The following is a 16,424-nucleotide window of genomic DNA, read 5'->3' as shown; positions in this document are numbered from 1 at the left end:
TCTCGCGGTTCCACATACGCACAAACGCTTCACGCGGGTCCGGGACTCGCACTCGCCCGAGAATTCACACGATGAGCTCCAATGGCTCAAGTTTTCACGATGCACGGTCGTGGCTACGGGGACGGGTAGCGCCGGTGCGGCGGGGCGGAGCCGGTCCTGAGGGACCCCGCCAGGTGCGCGACCGCACCCGCGACCGGGTGGTCGGCGTCCCCGTTGGCCAGCCGCGCCTCCGCGTCGGGCAGGAGCGGCAGCGGATCCCGCTCCAGCCGGAGCATGCGGAGCGTCCGCTGGGTGTCCTCCTCGAAGGCGCGGAGGGAGACCAGCCGGTCCCACTGCGGATCACGGGCGCCCGGCAGCATCGCCCCGCGCGCCCGCCACTCGGACACCAGTTGCCCGTACACCGGTGTCTGGGCGAGTTCGCCCGTGCCGCGGTGACGAGGGCCGGACCGCTCGGAACCGGGACGGCGCTCCCACGCCAGGACCCCGGTGTGGGGGGCCGGTGGGGCCAGGGAGTCCGAAGAGCCGGAAGGCGGCGAAGTGTTGGAAGAATTCATCGATGACAAAACGATTTCCCGCGCCGATGGACACGTCGACGCCCGGGGTGCGAGCCGGGCGGTGCGCCGGAGAGGCCAGTTGATACGGAAAGCAGATCTCCGCCGCGGCCGAATGGAACCGGCCGCCGTCACCCGTATGGATCGTTCCCCGGATGCAGTTCCCGGCACTTTTACGGTAGTTGTAGAGCGGCATTCGGGCGGCACACCGCGAAGGGGTACAGCAGCATGACAGTCGCAGCGTCGGTCGCGGTGCATTCGGATACCGCGGACCCTGGCCCCTGCGGCACTCCCGGGCGGCGGAACGACCCACCGGCCATCTCCTACTGCCGGACCATCGACCGCACGCTGGTCATCGCCCTCCGGGGGGTGGTCGACCGCGAAAGCGTCTACCCCCTGCGGCTGATGCTGACCGTCGCCGTGAAGTCCGGGTACTCGCGGCTCGTCGTCGACTGCGCGGAAATCACCGAGTGCGACAACGAGTTGCTGGAGCTCTTTCTCTCCTGGAACCGCCACGACCGGAACATCGTCCTGGTCCACCCGTCCTCCCCGGTACGCGATCTGATTGCCGCCGAGATTTCCCGGCGGCTCTTTCTGTGCGCCCTCTCGGTCAAGCACGCGCTGGATCTGATGGAGTGCTGAGGCGGGCCCGATCAACGGGCGGCCGGTACTCGTGTGATGGGCAAATATTTCGTTCCGCCGTGGCGAGCGCGGCGAGCGTGGCCCGCAGGGTCCGCAGGGCCTTCCCGGGCCGGCCGGCCCCGAGGGTGAGTTCGACACCTGCGTCGTGACAGGCCCGGTCGCGACCGACGACGTGGACTTGGACGTCACCTCGACAGCCCTTGGGCAACGACATCGCCATCGGCGGCGGCTACGACAGCAGCGACCCCGTCGCCATCGACGTCGAGGACGGCGCGCCGGTGTCCGTCGGCACGGGTCCCGCCACCGGGGGGAGGGCGACCGCCTCGGTCCTCGCCGCGGGTGGGTCACCGCTACTCGCCGATGCGGACCAGCGCCAGCGTGATGTTGTCCGGCCCGCCCGCCTCGATGGCGGCCTTCCACAGTTCGTAGGCGGCCCTGCCGTCGTCGTGCACCCGCAGCAGGGCGTGGAGTTCCTCGTCCGGCACCGGGTCGGTCAGACCGTCGGTGCACACCAGGCAGCGGCCGCCCGGGGACAGTGAGGTGGTCGTGACATGGGGAGTGACGGGAGTGTAGGAGGGGCCGCCGCCGAGCGTCTGGGTGACCGCCGTCGTGACGCGCCGTCCCGGCGCCGCCGGTGGGCTGTCGTCCACGCTCAGCTGCCGCAGTCCGTCCTCGGCCGCGGCGTAGACCCTGCTGTCGCCGACGTTGAACACCGTCACCGAGCCGGGCAGGACGACGACGCCCGCGATCGTGGTGCCCATCGTGAGCAGGTCGGGGTTGTCGTCGGCGGCCGAGTACACCATGTGGTTGCACATGTTCAGCGCCTCGTTGACGGCGTCCTGGTCGTCCAGTGCGGGACCGAGCGCGGCGAGCTGCCGTACGACGAGCGCGCTGGCCACCTCACCGGCGGGCTGACCGCCGAGCCCGTCGGCGACGGCGGCGACGAGCGGGGTGCCCAGCGGGAAGAGCAGCGTCTGCGGGTTCTCCGTCACGGTGCCGCACAGGGTCCAGGGGCCGGCGACGAGACTGTCCTCGTTGTGCTCCCGGATCAGCCCGACGTCGCTCAGGGCGGTCACGGCTATGTAGGGCATCCTCGGTCCCGCCTCACCGCTGTGGACGGCATGTCCTCACCACCCATTGTGACGCGAAGGCCGTCGCGGGGTCCGGTGGCGGGCACCGGGCGGCCGGTGCGGCCGGGTCAGAGCCAGTCGCGGCGTTTGAAGACGAGGTACAGGCTGATGCACACCAGCAGCATCAGCGCGACGGCGAACGGGTAGCCGAAGCGCCAGTCGAGCTCGGGCATGTGGACGAAATTCATGCCGTACACGGTGCCGATGAGGGTGGGCGCGAAGAGGATGGCGGCCCAGCTGGAGATCTTCTTGATCTCGTTGTTCTGGGCGTGGCCGGCCTCCGCGAGCATCTTCATCTCCTCGTTCTGCGCCTGTGAGACGAGCGTGGCGTTGACGGTGAGGATGTCGCCGAGTGCCTGCCGGAAGCCGTTGACCCGCTCGGCGACGGTGGTGGCGTGGTCGGCCACGTCCCGCAGGTAGCGCTGGAGCTCCTCGTTCGTGCCGTACTTCTGGAAGCCGGCCTGGAGCCCGTTCATGATGGCCAGCAGCGGCCGGGTGGCCCGCTGGAAGTCGACGACCTCGCGGGACAGCTCGTAGATCCGCCGGGATACCTTCGGGTCGCCGCGGAAGACCTCGGTCTCGATCTCGTCGATGTCGTGCTGGAGGCCCGCGATCACCGGGGCGTAGCCGTCGACGACCGCGTCCAGGATGGCGTACAGCACCGCCTCGGGGCCGAGGGCCAGCAGATCCGGGTCGGCTTCCAGCCGGCTGCGGACGACCGCGAGGTCCGGGGTCTGGCTGTGCCGCACGGTGAGGACGAACTCGGGGCCGACGAAGACGTGGATCTCGCCGAAGTCCACCTCCTCGGCCTCGTCCAGGTACCGGGCCGGGCGCAGCACGACGAAGAGCGTCTTCCCGTACCGCTCCAGCTTGGGGCGCTGATGGGCGACGATCGCGTCCTCGACGGCCAGTTCGTGCAGCCCGAACTGCTCCGCCGCCTCCCACAGCTGGGCGGGGGAGGGCCGGAACAGCCCGATCCAGGCCATCGTGCCCGGCTCTCCGGGGAGGCGGTGGTAGATCTCCGCCAGCGAGACGGGCGTCTCCATCCGGCGCCCGCCGCGGTAGAGCGCGGCGTCCACGATGCTGCGTTCCAGCGGTGCCGGCTCCTGCGACTCGTGCTCCGCCCGCGGGTCCATGGAGTGCTCGGGGGCGGGGGCGGCCGGCTGCCGGCCGTGACCTGAGGCCCGGAGCGGCCACCTGCCCGCCCGTACCGCGCGTGGACGCCTGTCGGACATCGCCTGCACCTCGTCTGGCGGGGTCGCTCGATCGCCGTACTTCCGAAGAACCCGGCACGGACCAGACTATTTCGCGATCGCCGCGGCCGCGATCACTGCGGTCCGACCGTGGCCGCCCGGCTACTTCAGCGCCAGGATGATGAACGCCCCGACGACACCCAGGACCAGGGCGAACCCCGCCGGGAGCCAGCCGCCGTCCCGCCACGGGAGACGCGCGTCGAGGGAGAGCCGGAGCGGTCCCACCGCGGCGACGGCGAGCGCGCCGACGGCGAGGAGCATCGGGTAGACGAAGGCGGTGCCGGCGGCGGACCACAGGTCGATCTCGGGGGCGATCGCCATGGCGTCGACCATGACGCCGATGCAGGCCGCGGCGGCGAGGGGGGTGAGCATGCCGATGGCCAGGCCCAGGCCGCCCAGGAACTCGGAGACCCCGGCCAGTCCGGCGTAGAAGACGCCCGGGTCCCAGCCGAGCTGCGAGAAGCCCTTGCCCGTGGTCTCCAGGCCGGGGCCGCCGAACCAGCCGAACAGCTTCTGGGCCCCGTGCCCCGCCAGGATCAGTCCGACGGCCAGCCGGAGCAGCAGCACGCCCGCGTCGGCCGCGCCGACCGCGACGGGGCCCGCGGAGTGTCGGGCACGCTCGGTCGGGAGTTTCATGGTGGTGTCACCTCCTGCGCCGATGCCGCAGGTCCCCGGGGCCGCCGGAGTGCGGTGTCCGGGGCGGGCCGTCGGCGCGGTCAGGCGGAGAAGTGGTGGTCGGGCGCACACGCCGGTGGATCGCGCCTCACCATTCGATACTGCGCTTCCCGGCGGAGGTCGGCCAAGTTCACGGCGTGCACACGCGGGCACCGTGTCCCGGACGCCGGGCCGTCATCCGCCGCTTCCACCCTCGACCGGGAAGTCGTCATGTTCCCGACATGGAGGAGTGCTTCGTGAGCAGACCCCTTCCCTTCCGGCTCTTCCGGCAGGCCACCGCCGTACTGGGCCTGGTGCTCGTGGCGTCCGCCCTCCCGGCCGCCGCGGCGTCCCCGGACCACCCGGCCGGACCCACCGCCTCCGCCCTGCCGGCCGTCACCCCCGCGGCAGAGGCGCCCACGCTGTACGACGACGAGGCCGGCGGCGACGCGAACGCGGACGACCCCGCGATCTGGCGCAACACCGCCGACCCCGGGCGCAGCCTGGTGATAGCGACGGCCAAGGAGGGCGGACTGCGGGTGTACGACCTCGACGCCCGTCCGGTTCAGTCGATCGCGGCGCCCGGCCCCGCCCGCCCGGGCGACGCTCCCGGCCGCTTCAACAACGTGGACCTCGTGCACGGGCTGCGGCTGCCGTCCGGACGCGCCGACCTCGCCGTGACCACCGACCGGGGCCACGACAGGCTGCGCATCCACCGCATCGACCGGGCACGCCCCGGAGGCCCCCTCACCGACGTCACCGACCCCGCCGCGCCGCCGGTCTTCTCCCGGAACCAGGACGAGATCAACGCCCAGCGGACCGCCTACGGCCTCGCCACCTGGACCGACCGGGTCGGCGGCCGGTCGTACGCCCTGGTCAGCCGGCGTGCGAGCACTGAGGTCGCGCTGCTGGAGCTGCGCCCGACCTCCTCGGGGACGGTCACCTACCCCACGGTGCGCACCCTGGAGCTGCCGTCCTCCTTCCGCCTGCCCGACGGCACCGCCTGGACGCCGTGCGGTGAGCCCGGGGACGCGCCGCAGGTCGAGGGCATGGTCGTCGACCCGGCGAACGGGATGCTCTACGCGGGCCAGGAGGACGTCGGCATCTGGCGCGTCCGGGCCGATCTCACCGGCACGCCCCGGCTCGTCGACAAGGTCCGGGAGTTCGGCGTCCCCGCCGTCTACGACGAGGTGACCGAGGAGTGCGTCGCGGGCGCGGACCCCGGCTTCGGCGGCGAGCACCTGTCCGCCGACGTCGAGGGGCTGGCCCTGCTCACCGAGCCCGACGGCGACGGATACGTACTGGCGTCGAGCCAGGGCGACGACACCTTCGCCCTGTACGACCGTGAGGTGCGCGACCGCAACGAGTACGAGGGCGGCTTCCGCGTCACCGCGGCCTCGTCGGCTCTCGACGGCTCCGAGGAGTGCGACGGCGCGGCCGTGCTGAACGCGCCGCTCGGCGCCAGGTACCCGGAGGGCCTGCTCGTCGTGCAGGACGGGCACGACACCCCGGGCGACGGCGACCGCGAGGCCACGGGCTTCAAGTTCGTGGACCTCGGCACCGTCATGGAGCGCGTCGGCCGCTGACGGAGACGGAACGGCCGCCTGACCCGCCCGAACCGCAGGCGCCCCGGCAGGACCGACGCGAACGACCGGCAGCGTCAGAACCGCCGGGGCGCCCTCGCGGCCCTGCCTACCGGGTGACGAACTGGGTGAGGATCGCCTGCACCTCGTAGATGTCGACGCCCTTGGTGAACGTCTTCTGGACAGGCGCTGCGCTCCCCGATATCCAGATCTTCAACTCCGCGTCCAGGTCGAACGTGCCGGCCGTCTCCACCGCGAAGTGCGTGATGCTGCGGTAGGGGACGGAGTGGTACTCCACCTTCTTGCCGGTGATGCCCTGCTTGTCGACCAGCAGCAGCCGGCGGTCGGTGAACAGGATGGTGTCGCGGATCAGCAGGAACGCGGCGTGCACCTGCTCCCCCTGCCCCAGCAGCCGTGCGTAGTCCTGCTGCGCCTTGGCCGGATCGACCGTGTGCGCGTTTCCGAACAGCGCCATGAGAGACCCCCACCCATCGAACTCGTCACGTCGTCGTGGCACGACCTTCGCACTGTACAGCGGGCCTTCGGGACGCATCCCGGCTGGTCCGGGGCCGGTCGGGTCAGCCCGTGAGGTCGGGCGTACGGGTCACGGTCCGGCCCGACGCCGCGGCGGACCGTGCGAACCGCGCGGCGTCCACGACGGCAGCGCCTCCCGTGTCGTTGTTGAAGTACACGTACACGTCGTCCTCGTCCCGCCAGCAGCCGGTCAGACGCCGTACCCAGGCCGTCATCGCCTGGCGGCCGTAGCGCGGCGGGGGCTGGGCGAGCCCGCCGTGGAGACGCAGATAGCCCCAGTCCGTCGTGCGCCACAGCGGGGTGACGGGACGTGACCCCCGGTCCGCCCAGCACAGCGCGCTGCCGTGCCGCTCCAGCACCGTCCGGAGTTCCCGCTCGGCGTCCCACCACGAGGGGTGGCGCAGCTCGACGGCGACCCGGACACGACGGGGGAAGCAGCGCAGGCAGGCGTCCAGCGCCGCGGTGTCCTCACGGAAGTTCGGCGGAAGCTGCAGCAGGACGGGCCCCAGTCGGCCGCCGAGTGCCTCGGCCCGGTCCAGCAGCCGCGCCACCGGCTCCCCGGGTTCGTGCAGCCGCTTCAGATGTGTCAGATAGCGGCTCGCCTTCACCGCCATGACGAAGTCCCCGGGCGTGCGTTCCCGCCAGGAGGCGAAGACGTCCCGGGTGGGGAGGCGGTAGAAGGCGTTGTTGTTCTCCACCGTGGCGAACCGCCGGGCGTACTCCTCCAGCCACAGCCGCTGCGGCACCCCGGGCGGGTAGAGGCCGCCGCGCCAGTCCTTGTACTGCCACCCCGAGGTTCCGACGAGCATGGGCATGGAGCAATCCGTGCCCGGCTCGCGCCCGGACGTACCGCCCGCGCGCGGCGGGCACCCGTACGCGGGTCCGGGGGCTCGGGGCGGTGGGGCCGGGGAGTGTGCAGCCGCCGTCCCCGGACGGCGGACGCGCCGTCTCCGGCCGGGCTCCGCCCCCGGAGAGGGGGCCGGAACGCCCGGCCCGGTGTCCGGAGGACCCGCCGCCGGCACGGGGCCGCACCCGGGGCCGGCCGGGCGCCGACTGATGTTCGCCCGGACGTCACCCACTCCGGGACGGGATCGACGACGATCCCAGGAGGAAAAGGGGGCGGGCGCAGATCCGTGGCCACCCGGGTACGGAAGACCATCGCCACACTCGCCTGATGTCTGACGCCTGATGTCTGACGCCCGACGCCCGACGCCCGATGTCTGACGCCTGACGCCCGACGCCGTGTGCATTCGCGTACCGGCCGTCTCCACCGCGACCGCCGACGTGCCGGAGCTCAGCCGAAGCGGCCGGAGATGTAGTCCTCCGTGCGCTGGTCGGACGGATTGCTGAAGAGCGTGCCCGTCTCGTCGAACTCGATCAGCCGGCCGTGGCGCACGCCGTCCCGGTCGATCTCCGAGCTGAAGAACGCGGTCCGCTCCGACACCCGGGCCGCCTGCTGCATGTTGTGCGTGACGACGATGATGGTGAACTCCTGGGCCAGGTGCTCCATGAGGTCCTCGATCTTGGCCGTGGCGATCGGGTCCAGGGAGGAGCACGGCTCGTCCATCAGGATCACCTCCGGCTCGACCGCGATGGTCCGGGCGATGCACAGCCGCTGCTGCTGTCCGCCGGAGAGTGCCAGCGCGGAGGTCTTGAGCTTGTTCTTGACCTCGTCCCACAGCGCCGCGTGGGTCAGGGTCTCCTCCACCAGGTCGTCCAGGCTCCCCTTGTAGCCGCCGACCCGGGGGCCGTAGGCGATGTTGTCGTAGATGGACTTGGGGAACGGGTTGGGCTTCTGGAAGACCATGCCGATGCGGCGGCGGACCTCGATGGGGTCGACCTCGCGGCTGTAGAGGTCCTCGTTGTGGTAGCGGACCTTGCCGACCACACGGGCGTCCGGCAGCAGGTCGTTCATGCGGTTGAAGCAGCGCAGCACGGTGGACTTGCCACAGCCCGACGGGCCGATCATCGCCGTGATCTGGCGGGCTCCGATGGTCATGTTGACGTCGCGTACGGCCTCGTGGTCGCCGTAGAACACGGACAGGCCGCCGACCTCGAAGACCGTCTCGGACGGTTGCGGGGTGACGCTGCGGGTCGGCTGGGGCGGCCTGGTGCCGCCGGGTCCGTGGCCGGGAGGGGTGGTCATGGTGCTTCCTCACACGGGGTCTTCGGTGGCACGGCAGTCACCATCTGCGGGTGAAGTGGTTGCGCAGCCAGATCGCCAGCGAGTTCATGACCAGCAGGATCACCAGCAGGACGACGATCGCGGCGGAGGCGAGTGCGGTGAACTCGGCGCGGGACTGACTGATCCAGTTGAAGATCTGGATCGGCAGCACCGTGAACTGGCTGTGCACACCGGTCGGGTTGAACGTGATGAACGTCAGCCCGCCGAGCAGCAGCAGCGGCGCGGCCTCCCCGATGGCGCGGGACAGCGCGAGGATCGAGCCGGTCGCCATGCCGGGCACGGCTGCGGGCAGCACCTGGCGCCAGATGGTCTGCCACTGGGTGGCGCCCAGCGAGAGGGAGGCCTGGCGGATCGACTGGGGCACCGCCCGGATCGCCTCCCGGGACGAGATGATCACGATGGGCAGGACCAGCAGGGACAGCGTGAGCGCGGCGGTGAGCACGGTCTGGCCGAAGCCCAGGCCGCGGGAGATCACGCCCAGGCCGAGGATGCCGTAGACGATGGAGGGGACGGCCGCCAGGTTCTGGATGTTGATCTCGACCGCCCGGTTCCACCACCGGTCGCGGTCCGCGTACTCCTCCAGGTAGATCGCGGTGAGCACGCCGGTCGGCAGGCAGTACAGGGCGGTGAAGGAGATGACCCAGATCGTGCCCGTGATCGCCGACTGGGCGCCGGCGTTGGACGGGTCGATGATGTCCGGGAAGTTGGTCCACAGCTTCGAGTTCAGCCGGGGCCAGCCCTCGATGACCACGTATGTGAGCAGGCCGGCCAGGAACACCACTCCGATGGCCAGCGAGGCCCACAGACTGAGCCGGAAGAACTGCTCGCGCAGCGGCGTGCCCCGCCCCTTGAGGCGGGGGGCCTCGGGCGGGTCGGAGGTGACCGCGGTGGGGATCATTCGTACACCTCGCGGTAGCGGCGCACCAGGCGGATGCTGATCAGGTTCATCACCAGCGTGATGGCGAAGAGCAGCAGGCCGACGGCGAAGATCGTCTGGTAGCCGGTGGACCCGGTGGGCAGGTCGCCGATGCCGGCCGCGGCGATGAACGCGGTCATCGTCTGCATGCCCTCGAGCGGGTTGAAGGTGAGGTTCGGACGTCCGCCGGCCGCGATCGCCACGATCATCGTCTCCCCGATGGCGCGGGAGACTCCGAGGACGACGGCGGCGACGATGCCGGACAGGGCCGCCGGGAACACGACCCTGGTGGAGACCTGCATCCGCGACGAGCCGAGGGCGTAGGCGCCGTCGCGCAGCGAGCGGGGCACGGCGGCCATGGAGTCCTCGGCCAGCGACGCGATCGTAGGGATGATCATGATGCCCATGACGAACCCCGCCGAGAGGGCGTTGAAGACCTCCGGCGGGTCGTCCCCGGGCCAGAACCGCTGGAGCGCCGGGGTGATCGCCTTGAGTGCGAAGAAGCCGTAGACCACCGTCGGGATGCCGGCGAGGACCTCCAGCACCGGCTTGAAGATTCCGCGGACGCGGTGACCCGCGTACTCGCTCAGATAGACGGCCGCGCCGAGACCGAGCGGGACGGCCACGAACAGCGCGATGACCGTGACCACCAGGGTGGCCGTCACCAGCGGCAGGACACCGAAGTGCGGCGGTTCGAACAGAGGTGACCAGTCGGTGCCGGTGATGAACTCCCCGAAGTCCACCTTGCCGAAGAACTCCACGACCGGCGGGATCAGGGCGACGACGATGCCGACCGTGGTCAGCACCGAGACCAGTGCGGCGGCCACGAGCAGGACCTTGACCGACCGCTCGGTCCAGCGCGGCTGCGACCGCTTCAGGAAGCCGGGACTTCCCGGAGCGGCCCGTCGGCGCACTGCCCGCGGGGTCATGGCGCGTGCCGTTCGCGCAGCCTCGTCAGGTCCTGCCGCAGTTCGTCCTCCTGGCGGGAGCCGAGCGGGACGAACTGGGCGGCCCTGGCGATGTCGGCGCTGTTCTCGACGTAGTACTCGACGAACGCCTCGACGTCCCTCCGGTCGAGTGCGGCGGCGTTCGGATAGATGAGCAGGGGGCGCGACAGGGGCCGGTAGGTGCCGTTCTGGACGGTGGTCTGCGTCGGCGCGACACAGCCGTTCCCCCCGTCGATCTTGAGGAGCTTGAGCCTGTCCTTGTTCTCCTCGTAGTACGACAGCCCGAAGTAGCCCAGGCCGCCCTTGGAGCCGGAGACGCCCTGCACGGTGACGTTGTCGTCCTCGCTGGGGGAGTAGTCGGTGCGGGACCGGCCCTCCTCGCCGTTGACGGCCTGGGTGAAGTAGTCGAAGGTGCCGGAGTCGGTACCGGGGCCGAACAGCTCCAGTTCGACGTCCGGGAAGTCCGGGTCGACCTGGTTCCAGTTGTCGACCCGGGAGCCGGGTTCCCAGATCTTCCTCAGCTGTTCGACGGTGAGGCAGTCGGTGAAGTCGTTGTCCTTGTTCACCACGACGGACATGCCGTCGTTGGCGATCCGCAACTCCTCGTACTTCACGCCCTTCTCAGCGCACCGGGCCTGCTCCTCGGCGGTGATGCGCCGTGAGGCGTCGGCGATGTCCGTCTCGCCGTTGCAGAACTTCTCGAACCCGCCGCCGGTGCCGGACGTGCCGACCGTGATCCGCACGCCGGGGTTGCGTTGCTGGAAGAGCTGGGCCGCCGCCGTGGAGAGCGGGGCCACCGTGCTGGAGCCGTCCACCCGGATCGTGCCGGAGAGCTCCCCGTCCCCGCCGTCCCCGGAGCCGGCGTCGGCACCTCCGCAGGCGCCCGCGGCCACGACGACGGCGGCGGCCAGGGTCAGGCGCGCCGTGGCCCGGCGAGGGGAACGGGGGATGTTCACGTCGGCTCTCGATCCTCGTCTGCGCACTCGCCGGCCGTCGGTGCCGGAGCACGCTTGTCGGCCGCATAAGCGACAAAGTACCTCATAAGGTTACGAACGGCCGGTGGTGAGCGCGACCGACGAGGGTGAGCACGGCCAGGGGGGCGGACCGGTGGGGAAGCGGACCGGTGGGGAGGCGGACCGCCGGCTGGGGCGACCGCCGGCTGGGGCGACCGGAGGTGCAGGTGCCGGGAGGAGGGGGCTGCCGCGGCCGGCGCTGGTGACCACGGCCCTCGGGACGGGCCGAGGGCCGCGTCACCCCACGGGAGTCCGGCCGGGTGACCGAGGTCCGGCAAGGGGCGCCGCATCCGGACTCCGTGGCGGTCCGGCCGGCCCGGCCGGACCGCCACGGAGTCCGGACGGGGGCGCGCCCGGTCCCCGCCCGGCCGGGGCGGCCCGGGCCGCCCGTCGATCCCCCGGAAGAGGCGGCTGGGCCACCGGAACCGGCGGCCGAGGTCCGGGGCGAGGCAGGGCGCCGGGGCCGCACGGACGAGGAACGTCTCCGGGCAGGACCCGATGCCGAAGAGCAGCCCCGGGTCGTCACCGGCGGCACCGCCGCGAACACCGCGAGGGCCGCGGCGAGCACCGAACCGGCCGAGGTGGGGACGCCTCCGGTGCCGGTCGGCCCCGCCAGTACGCCCGTTCGTCGTGGGTTTGTGGTGCCCGGCCGTCCGCGGGGGCGCCGGTCCGCCGGGTCCGCGCTACTCGACGGAGCGCATCATCTTCTCCATCGACGTGATCGAGGCGCGGGCCTGCGTCAGTTCCTCCAGCGTGCGCCGGTGCAGCTCGACGTTGTCCTCCAGCAGTTCGGCGTACCTGGCCGCGAGCCGCTTGTACTGCTCCTCGCGGGACGCGAGCATCCTGGCCCGCCAGGTCGCGGCGACCTGCCACACGACGACCATCAGGAAGAGGAAGACACCGCCGGCACCGATGGCTCCGGCCCAGTCCGCTGAGTTCATTTCGCCTTCTCCTTCACGTTTTCCTTCTCCTCCTGGGTGATCGTCAGGGCCGCTCGGGCGACCGCTTCCGGGGTCAGGGCGACGGCGAACGGGGTGACCTCGAAGTACTTCACGGCCTTTCCGTCCGCCGCCTGTTCCAGGGAGCCCGTGACGAGTCCGGCCGCCTCGAGCCGCTGCAGGTGCATGTGCAGCAGAGGCCGTCCGATGCCCAGCTCACGGGCGAGCCTGCTGACGTAGTTGCGGCCGCCCCCGGTGAGCACGGCGACGATCCGCAGCCGGTGCGGGTTGCCGAGCGCCGCGAGGATCCGCAGCAGCTCGTCCCCGGTCGGGTGCGGGGCCGGGCCTCCGGTCATCACGTCCCTCTCGCGGTTACCTGTCAGTCAAAGCTGACACCCCCCGGAGTGCCTGTCAAAGAGAACTGACACATCTCAGGGTCGAAGGGGGGAGATCTCAGGGACGCCTCGGGGGTGGGGCGTGCGAGAGGCCCCTCACCGGTCGGGTGAGGGGCCTCTCGGGACGCGGCCCGCCGTGCCGTCGGCTTCGAGCCCGGTTCGCCGTGGCGTCCGTCCTCAGGGCTGGTCCGCCGTGCGGCGCGTGCTCAGGGCCGGTCGGTCGTGCGGCGCGTGCTCAGAGCTGGTCCGCCGTGCGGCGCGTGCTCAGGGCTGGTCGGTCGTGCGGCGCGTGCTCAGGGCTGGTCGGTCGTGCGGCGCGTGCTCAGGGCTGGTCCGCCGTGCGGTCCAGCGGGGGGCGGTCGAGGTGGGGGAGCAGATGGCCCATGCGCTCCCGCTTGGCCCGCAGGTAGAAGATGTTCTCCTCGCGGGGCTGCGTGAGCAGCGGCACCTGCTCGCTGACCTCGATGCCGTGCCGCAGCAACGCCTCCCGCTTGAGCGGGTTGTTCGACATCAGCCGCACCGACCGGACGCCGAGGTCGTGCAGCATGTCCGCCGCCACGCCGTAGTCGCGGGAGTCGACGGGGAGGCCGAGGGCGAGATTGGCCTCGACCGTGTCCATGCCCTCCGCCTGGAGCTGCATCGCCTGGAGTTTGGCGAGCAGACCGATACCGCGCCCCTCGTGCCCCTGGAGGTACACGAGGACTCCGCGACCCTCGCTGACGATCGCCCGGAGTGCCGCGGCCAGTTGGTCGCCGCACTCGCAGTGGCGTGAACCGAAGGCATCGCCGGTCAGGCACTCCGAATGCAGCCGGGCGAGAACATCCTCTCCCGTGATGTCGCCGTATACCAGCGCGATTTGTTCGTCACCGCGAATACGATCCAGATAGCCGATGGCGCGGAAAATGCCGTATTTGGTGGACAGTTGGACAGTTGCCATGCGCTCGGTGTTCTTGGCGCGAGCGTCCATGCGGAGAGTGCCATCGCTGTCTGTCATGGCCGGATCCTATCGGGTAGCCTCTGGCGGGAGTTGTCTTCGGTGTGGAGATCTCGACTGACCGGGCTATTGCACCGGTTCCGATCGGCCGCATCTCATGGAACGCAGAAAGTGCGCGTAAGGAAAGGGGCGGGAAGATGACCGACCCGCGGGTACGGCCGCCGGAACTCGGCCTGTTGCCGTTGGACACGACCCGGGACGCGGGTGCGGGACGGGCGGAGGTCGCGGTCCTGCCGATCGGCAGCTTCGAGCAGCACGGACCGTATCTCCCCCTGGTCACCGACACGTTGATCGCCTGTGCCGTCGCGCGGGAGGTCGCAGCCGCGTACCCGGTCCACCGGCTGCCGCCGCTGACGTTCTCCTGTTCGCACGAGCACTCGGCCTGGCCGGGTACCGTCAGTGTTTCCGCCACGACGCTCGTCGCCGTGGTGCGGGACATCGCCGAATCGCTTCGGCGCTCCGGCGTCCGCAATCTCGTGCTCATCAATGGGCACGGCGGAAACTATGTGCTGCGCAACGTGGTTCAGGAGTCCCTGGGCACCGGCACCCGCATGGCGCTTTTCCCCGGTTCGGCCGACTGGAGTGCGGCGCGCGAACGCGCGGGTGTGGAGACCCCGTCCCACAGTGATATGCACGCGGGTGAAGTGGAGACTTCGATTCTGCTGCATGACCATCCCGAACTCGTACGCCCCGGTCATATGACCTCCGATTTCCTCGCCGACGACCGGGAGCATCTGCTCACCCTGGGTCTGCGCCCTTACACGGAGACCGGTGTGGTCGGCCGGCCTTCCCTGGCATCGGCGGAGAAGGGTAAGGAATTGCTGGCCGCTCTCGTCGATTCCTTCGACGCGTATTTCTCGTTGCTGGTGGCGGAACGTTCCGCCGCGCCGTCCGGGGAGGGAGCCCGGTGAACGGCCTTCCCCCCGGGCGGTCGGCCGGGGTGCTCGACGCGCCCAGCGCCTGGAAGCGCCTGCTCGACGTAAGGACCGAAGCGGACGCCGAGGCAGCCGGACTGCGCCGCGACGCGCACGGGCGGTACCGGTGGACGGACGACGCCTCCGCCGGGGCGGAGCTCCTCGCCGAGCGCTATCTGCCGCTCTGCCTGGCCGGCCCCCGCTTCACCTTCGCCCAACTCGGCCAGAGCCTCGACGGGTTCATCGCGACCCGCAAGGGCGACGCCGACTACGTCACCGGCCCCGAGGACCGCGAACACCTGCACCGGCTGCGCGCGCTCTCCGACGCGGTGGTCGTCGGCGCCGGGACCGCCGTCGCGGACGACCCCCGGCTGACGGTCCGAGCCTGCCCCGGCCCGCACCCGGTGCGCGTCGTCCTCGACCCGCACGGCAGGGTCCCGCTGACCCGGCAGGTGTTCACCGACGGCGCGGCCCCCACCCTGTGGGTGGTCGGTGCCGGCAGCGAGCCGGCGCGGGCCGCGGCGGACGGCACGGCGGGCACCGGAGCGGACGTACTGGTCCTCCCCGACACCGCCGCGTTCACCCCCCGCCGCCTGGTGCACGAGCTCGCGCGCCGGGGACTGGGCCGGGTACTCGTCGAGGGCGGCGGCGTGACCGTGTCCCGCTTCCTCCACGAGGGCGCCCTCGACCGGCTGTACGTCACCGTGGCGCCGGTGCTGATCGGCGACGGTGTGCCGGGCCTGGCCTTCCCCGGACCCGACGTGATGCGGGACGCGCTCCGGCCGCCCGTGCGCCGCGCCTTCCTCGGCGAGGACACCCTCTTCGAACTCGACCTGCGTGCGCCGCGGTCCGGCGAACCACTGGACGGCGAGCACGGCGGCACCGGGGAGGGCGGCGGCGAAGGCCAGTAGCCCGTAGGCCACGGCAGTGCTCAGTCCCTGGGCACTGCCCAGGCCCGCGGCTCCGAAGGCCCAGGCGGTGACGCCCTCCCTGGGACCCCAGCCGCCCACGTTCAGCGGCAGCGCCATCGCGAGCAGCGCCAGCACCATCAGGGGCAGCAACTCCACGGCGGCGGCCGTCGATCCGGCGGCCCGGGCGGCGAGGAGGAACATCGCGAGATGCCCGGCCAGCACCGCGACGGACGAGAGCAGTACCCCGGGACCGTGGCGCCGGCCGAGGAACGCCACCCGCGCCTCGGCCAGCGTGCCGCGGACCGCGCGGCCCCACCGCGAGCCGCCCGGCCGCCGCACGGCGGCCACGGCCACCAGCCCGGCCACCACGGTGACGAACACGGCAGCACCGGGCGTCAGCACGAACTCCCGGAGAGCCCCGCCGGCCCGCTCCAGCGGCCGCGACGGATGTGCCACCAGCAGGACGGCACCGACGGCCACCAGGACCGCCTGCCCCGCCACGCGTTCGAGGACGACCGCGCGCACCCCCCGGCCCACGGCGCCGGCGCTCCGACCGTGCCGCACCGCGCGGTGCACATCACCGGCCACCCCGCCGGGCAGCGCGGCGTTCAGGAACAGGGAGCGGTAGTAGTCGGCGACGGCCGGCCCGAGCGCCAGCCGGATGTCCAGCGCCCGTGCCACCAGGCACCAGCGCCACGCGCTCAGCACCGTCGTGAACAGGCCGATGCCCAGGGCGGCCAGGAGCGCGGGCGCGTCGACACCGCGCAGCCCGTCCACGAAGGCGCCGGTGCCCTGCCACCACAGCGTCGCCGCGACCAGCGCCGCACCGGCGAGCAGGCCGAGACGCCCCCGGACCGCCCTGCG

The 16,424-nt window shown here is 71.7% G+C and carries 17 protein-coding genes and 1 pseudogene; 4 read left to right on the top strand and 14 right to left on the bottom strand.

Going from position 1 to position 16,424, the window contains the following annotated elements; translation table 11 throughout:
- Positions 1 to 113: 113 nt before the first annotated feature.
- Entirely contained in the window at positions 114 to 554 is a 441-nt protein-coding gene (locus FEF34_RS17995; RefSeq protein WP_234042443.1) for a hypothetical protein, read from the bottom strand.
- Positions 555 to 779: 225 nt separating this feature from the next.
- Here FEF34_RS17995 and FEF34_RS17990 point away from each other — a divergent pair, with 225 nt between their 5' ends.
- Positions 780 to 1,193: an STAS domain-containing protein gene (locus FEF34_RS17990; protein ID WP_138054078.1), complete on the top strand. Its 414-nt coding sequence runs from the start codon at positions 780 to 782 to the stop codon at positions 1,191 to 1,193.
- Between the two features lie 350 nt (positions 1,194 to 1,543).
- Here FEF34_RS17990 and FEF34_RS17985 read toward each other — a convergent pair whose 3' ends face one another.
- The 3 genes from FEF34_RS17985 to FEF34_RS17975 all read right to left on the bottom strand — a co-directional run bounded on the left by FEF34_RS17985 (position 1,544) and on the right by FEF34_RS17975 (position 4,212).
- Positions 1,544 to 2,284, bottom strand: coding sequence for a PP2C family protein-serine/threonine phosphatase (locus FEF34_RS17985; protein WP_138054077.1), 741 nt, complete (start codon positions 2,282 to 2,284; stop codon positions 1,544 to 1,546).
- Positions 2,285 to 2,391: 107 nt separating this feature from the next.
- Complete coding sequence (locus tag FEF34_RS17980) at positions 2,392 to 3,558, bottom strand: magnesium and cobalt transport protein CorA (RefSeq protein ID WP_138054076.1); 1,167 nt, start codon at positions 3,556 to 3,558, stop codon at positions 2,392 to 2,394.
- A 120-nt stretch (positions 3,559 to 3,678) separates the two neighbouring features.
- The gene (locus FEF34_RS17975; protein WP_138054075.1) at positions 3,679 to 4,212 is read right to left on the bottom strand and encodes a DoxX family protein; all 534 of its coding nucleotides are present in this window, start codon (positions 4,210 to 4,212) and stop codon (positions 3,679 to 3,681) included.
- Between the two features lie 275 nt (positions 4,213 to 4,487).
- On the opposite strand from FEF34_RS17975, the gene FEF34_RS17970 reads away from it, so the two are divergent.
- The gene (locus FEF34_RS17970) at positions 4,488 to 5,816 is read left to right on the top strand and encodes a phytase (protein WP_138054074.1); all 1,329 of its coding nucleotides are present in this window, start codon (positions 4,488 to 4,490) and stop codon (positions 5,814 to 5,816) included.
- 106 nt (positions 5,817 to 5,922) lie between these two features.
- Here FEF34_RS17970 and FEF34_RS17965 read toward each other — a convergent pair whose 3' ends face one another.
- The 9 genes from FEF34_RS17965 to ribA form a co-directional block, all read right to left on the bottom strand.
- Positions 5,923 to 6,288, bottom strand: coding sequence for a PH domain-containing protein (locus tag FEF34_RS17965; RefSeq protein WP_138054073.1), 366 nt, complete (start codon positions 6,286 to 6,288; stop codon positions 5,923 to 5,925).
- A gap of 103 nt (positions 6,289 to 6,391) precedes the next feature.
- A complete protein-coding gene (locus tag FEF34_RS17960) occupies positions 6,392 to 7,162 on the bottom strand; it encodes a DUF72 domain-containing protein (protein WP_138054072.1) in 771 nt (256 codons plus the stop codon).
- 479 nt (positions 7,163 to 7,641) lie between these two features.
- Complete coding sequence (pstB, locus tag FEF34_RS17955; protein ID WP_138054071.1) at positions 7,642 to 8,493, bottom strand: phosphate ABC transporter ATP-binding protein PstB; 852 nt, start codon at positions 8,491 to 8,493, stop codon at positions 7,642 to 7,644.
- 37 nt (positions 8,494 to 8,530) lie between these two features.
- On the bottom strand, positions 8,531 to 9,430 hold the full coding sequence (gene pstA / locus FEF34_RS17950) for a phosphate ABC transporter permease PstA (RefSeq protein ID WP_138054070.1): 900 nt from the start codon (positions 9,428 to 9,430) through the stop codon (positions 8,531 to 8,533).
- Positions 9,427 to 10,377 (bottom strand): phosphate ABC transporter permease subunit PstC, encoded by a 951-nt coding sequence (gene pstC, locus FEF34_RS17945; protein WP_138054069.1) that lies wholly within the window; start codon positions 10,375 to 10,377, stop codon positions 9,427 to 9,429. Before pstC ends, pstA begins: the two co-directional genes overlap by 4 nt.
- Positions 10,374 to 11,351 carry a PstS family phosphate ABC transporter substrate-binding protein gene (locus FEF34_RS17940; protein WP_138054068.1) on the bottom strand — a complete coding sequence of 326 codons (978 nt, stop codon included), beginning with the start codon at positions 11,349 to 11,351 and terminating at the stop codon, positions 10,374 to 10,376. The genes pstC and FEF34_RS17940 overlap by 4 nt, the downstream gene beginning before the upstream one ends.
- Before the next feature lie 740 nt (positions 11,352 to 12,091).
- Positions 12,092 to 12,349 (bottom strand): hypothetical protein, encoded by a 258-nt coding sequence (locus FEF34_RS17935; protein ID WP_138054067.1) that lies wholly within the window; start codon positions 12,347 to 12,349, stop codon positions 12,092 to 12,094.
- Positions 12,346 to 12,702, bottom strand: coding sequence for an ArsR/SmtB family transcription factor (locus FEF34_RS17930; RefSeq protein ID WP_138054066.1), 357 nt, complete (start codon positions 12,700 to 12,702; stop codon positions 12,346 to 12,348). Before FEF34_RS17930 ends, FEF34_RS17935 begins: the two co-directional genes overlap by 4 nt.
- A 361-nt stretch (positions 12,703 to 13,063) precedes the next feature.
- A complete protein-coding gene (gene ribA, locus FEF34_RS17925; protein ID WP_171052995.1) occupies positions 13,064 to 13,735 on the bottom strand; it encodes a GTP cyclohydrolase II in 672 nt (223 codons plus the stop codon).
- Between the two features lie 137 nt (positions 13,736 to 13,872).
- Between ribA and FEF34_RS17920 the strand changes: the two genes are divergently transcribed.
- Both FEF34_RS17920 and FEF34_RS42925 read left to right on the top strand, forming a co-directional pair.
- Positions 13,873 to 14,646, top strand: coding sequence for a creatininase family protein (locus tag FEF34_RS17920; RefSeq protein ID WP_138054065.1), 774 nt, complete (start codon positions 13,873 to 13,875; stop codon positions 14,644 to 14,646).
- The gene (locus FEF34_RS42925; protein WP_138054064.1) at positions 14,643 to 15,560 is read left to right on the top strand and encodes a RibD family protein; all 918 of its coding nucleotides are present in this window, start codon (positions 14,643 to 14,645) and stop codon (positions 15,558 to 15,560) included. Before FEF34_RS17920 ends, FEF34_RS42925 begins: the two co-directional genes overlap by 4 nt.
- A gap of 36 nt (positions 15,561 to 15,596) precedes the next feature.
- On the opposite strand, the pseudogene FEF34_RS42050 reads toward FEF34_RS42925, so the two are convergent.
- Positions 15,597 to 16,337, bottom strand: a pseudogene (locus FEF34_RS42050) (lysylphosphatidylglycerol synthase transmembrane domain-containing protein); the annotation flags it as partial.
- Between the last annotated feature and the right edge of the window lie 87 nt (positions 16,338 to 16,424).

This window comes from Streptomyces marianii (assembly GCF_005795905.1).
Taxonomy (GTDB): Bacteria; Actinomycetota; Actinomycetes; order Streptomycetales; family Streptomycetaceae; genus Streptomyces; species Streptomyces marianii.
This window is presented reverse-complemented; position numbering and strand designations above follow the sequence as displayed.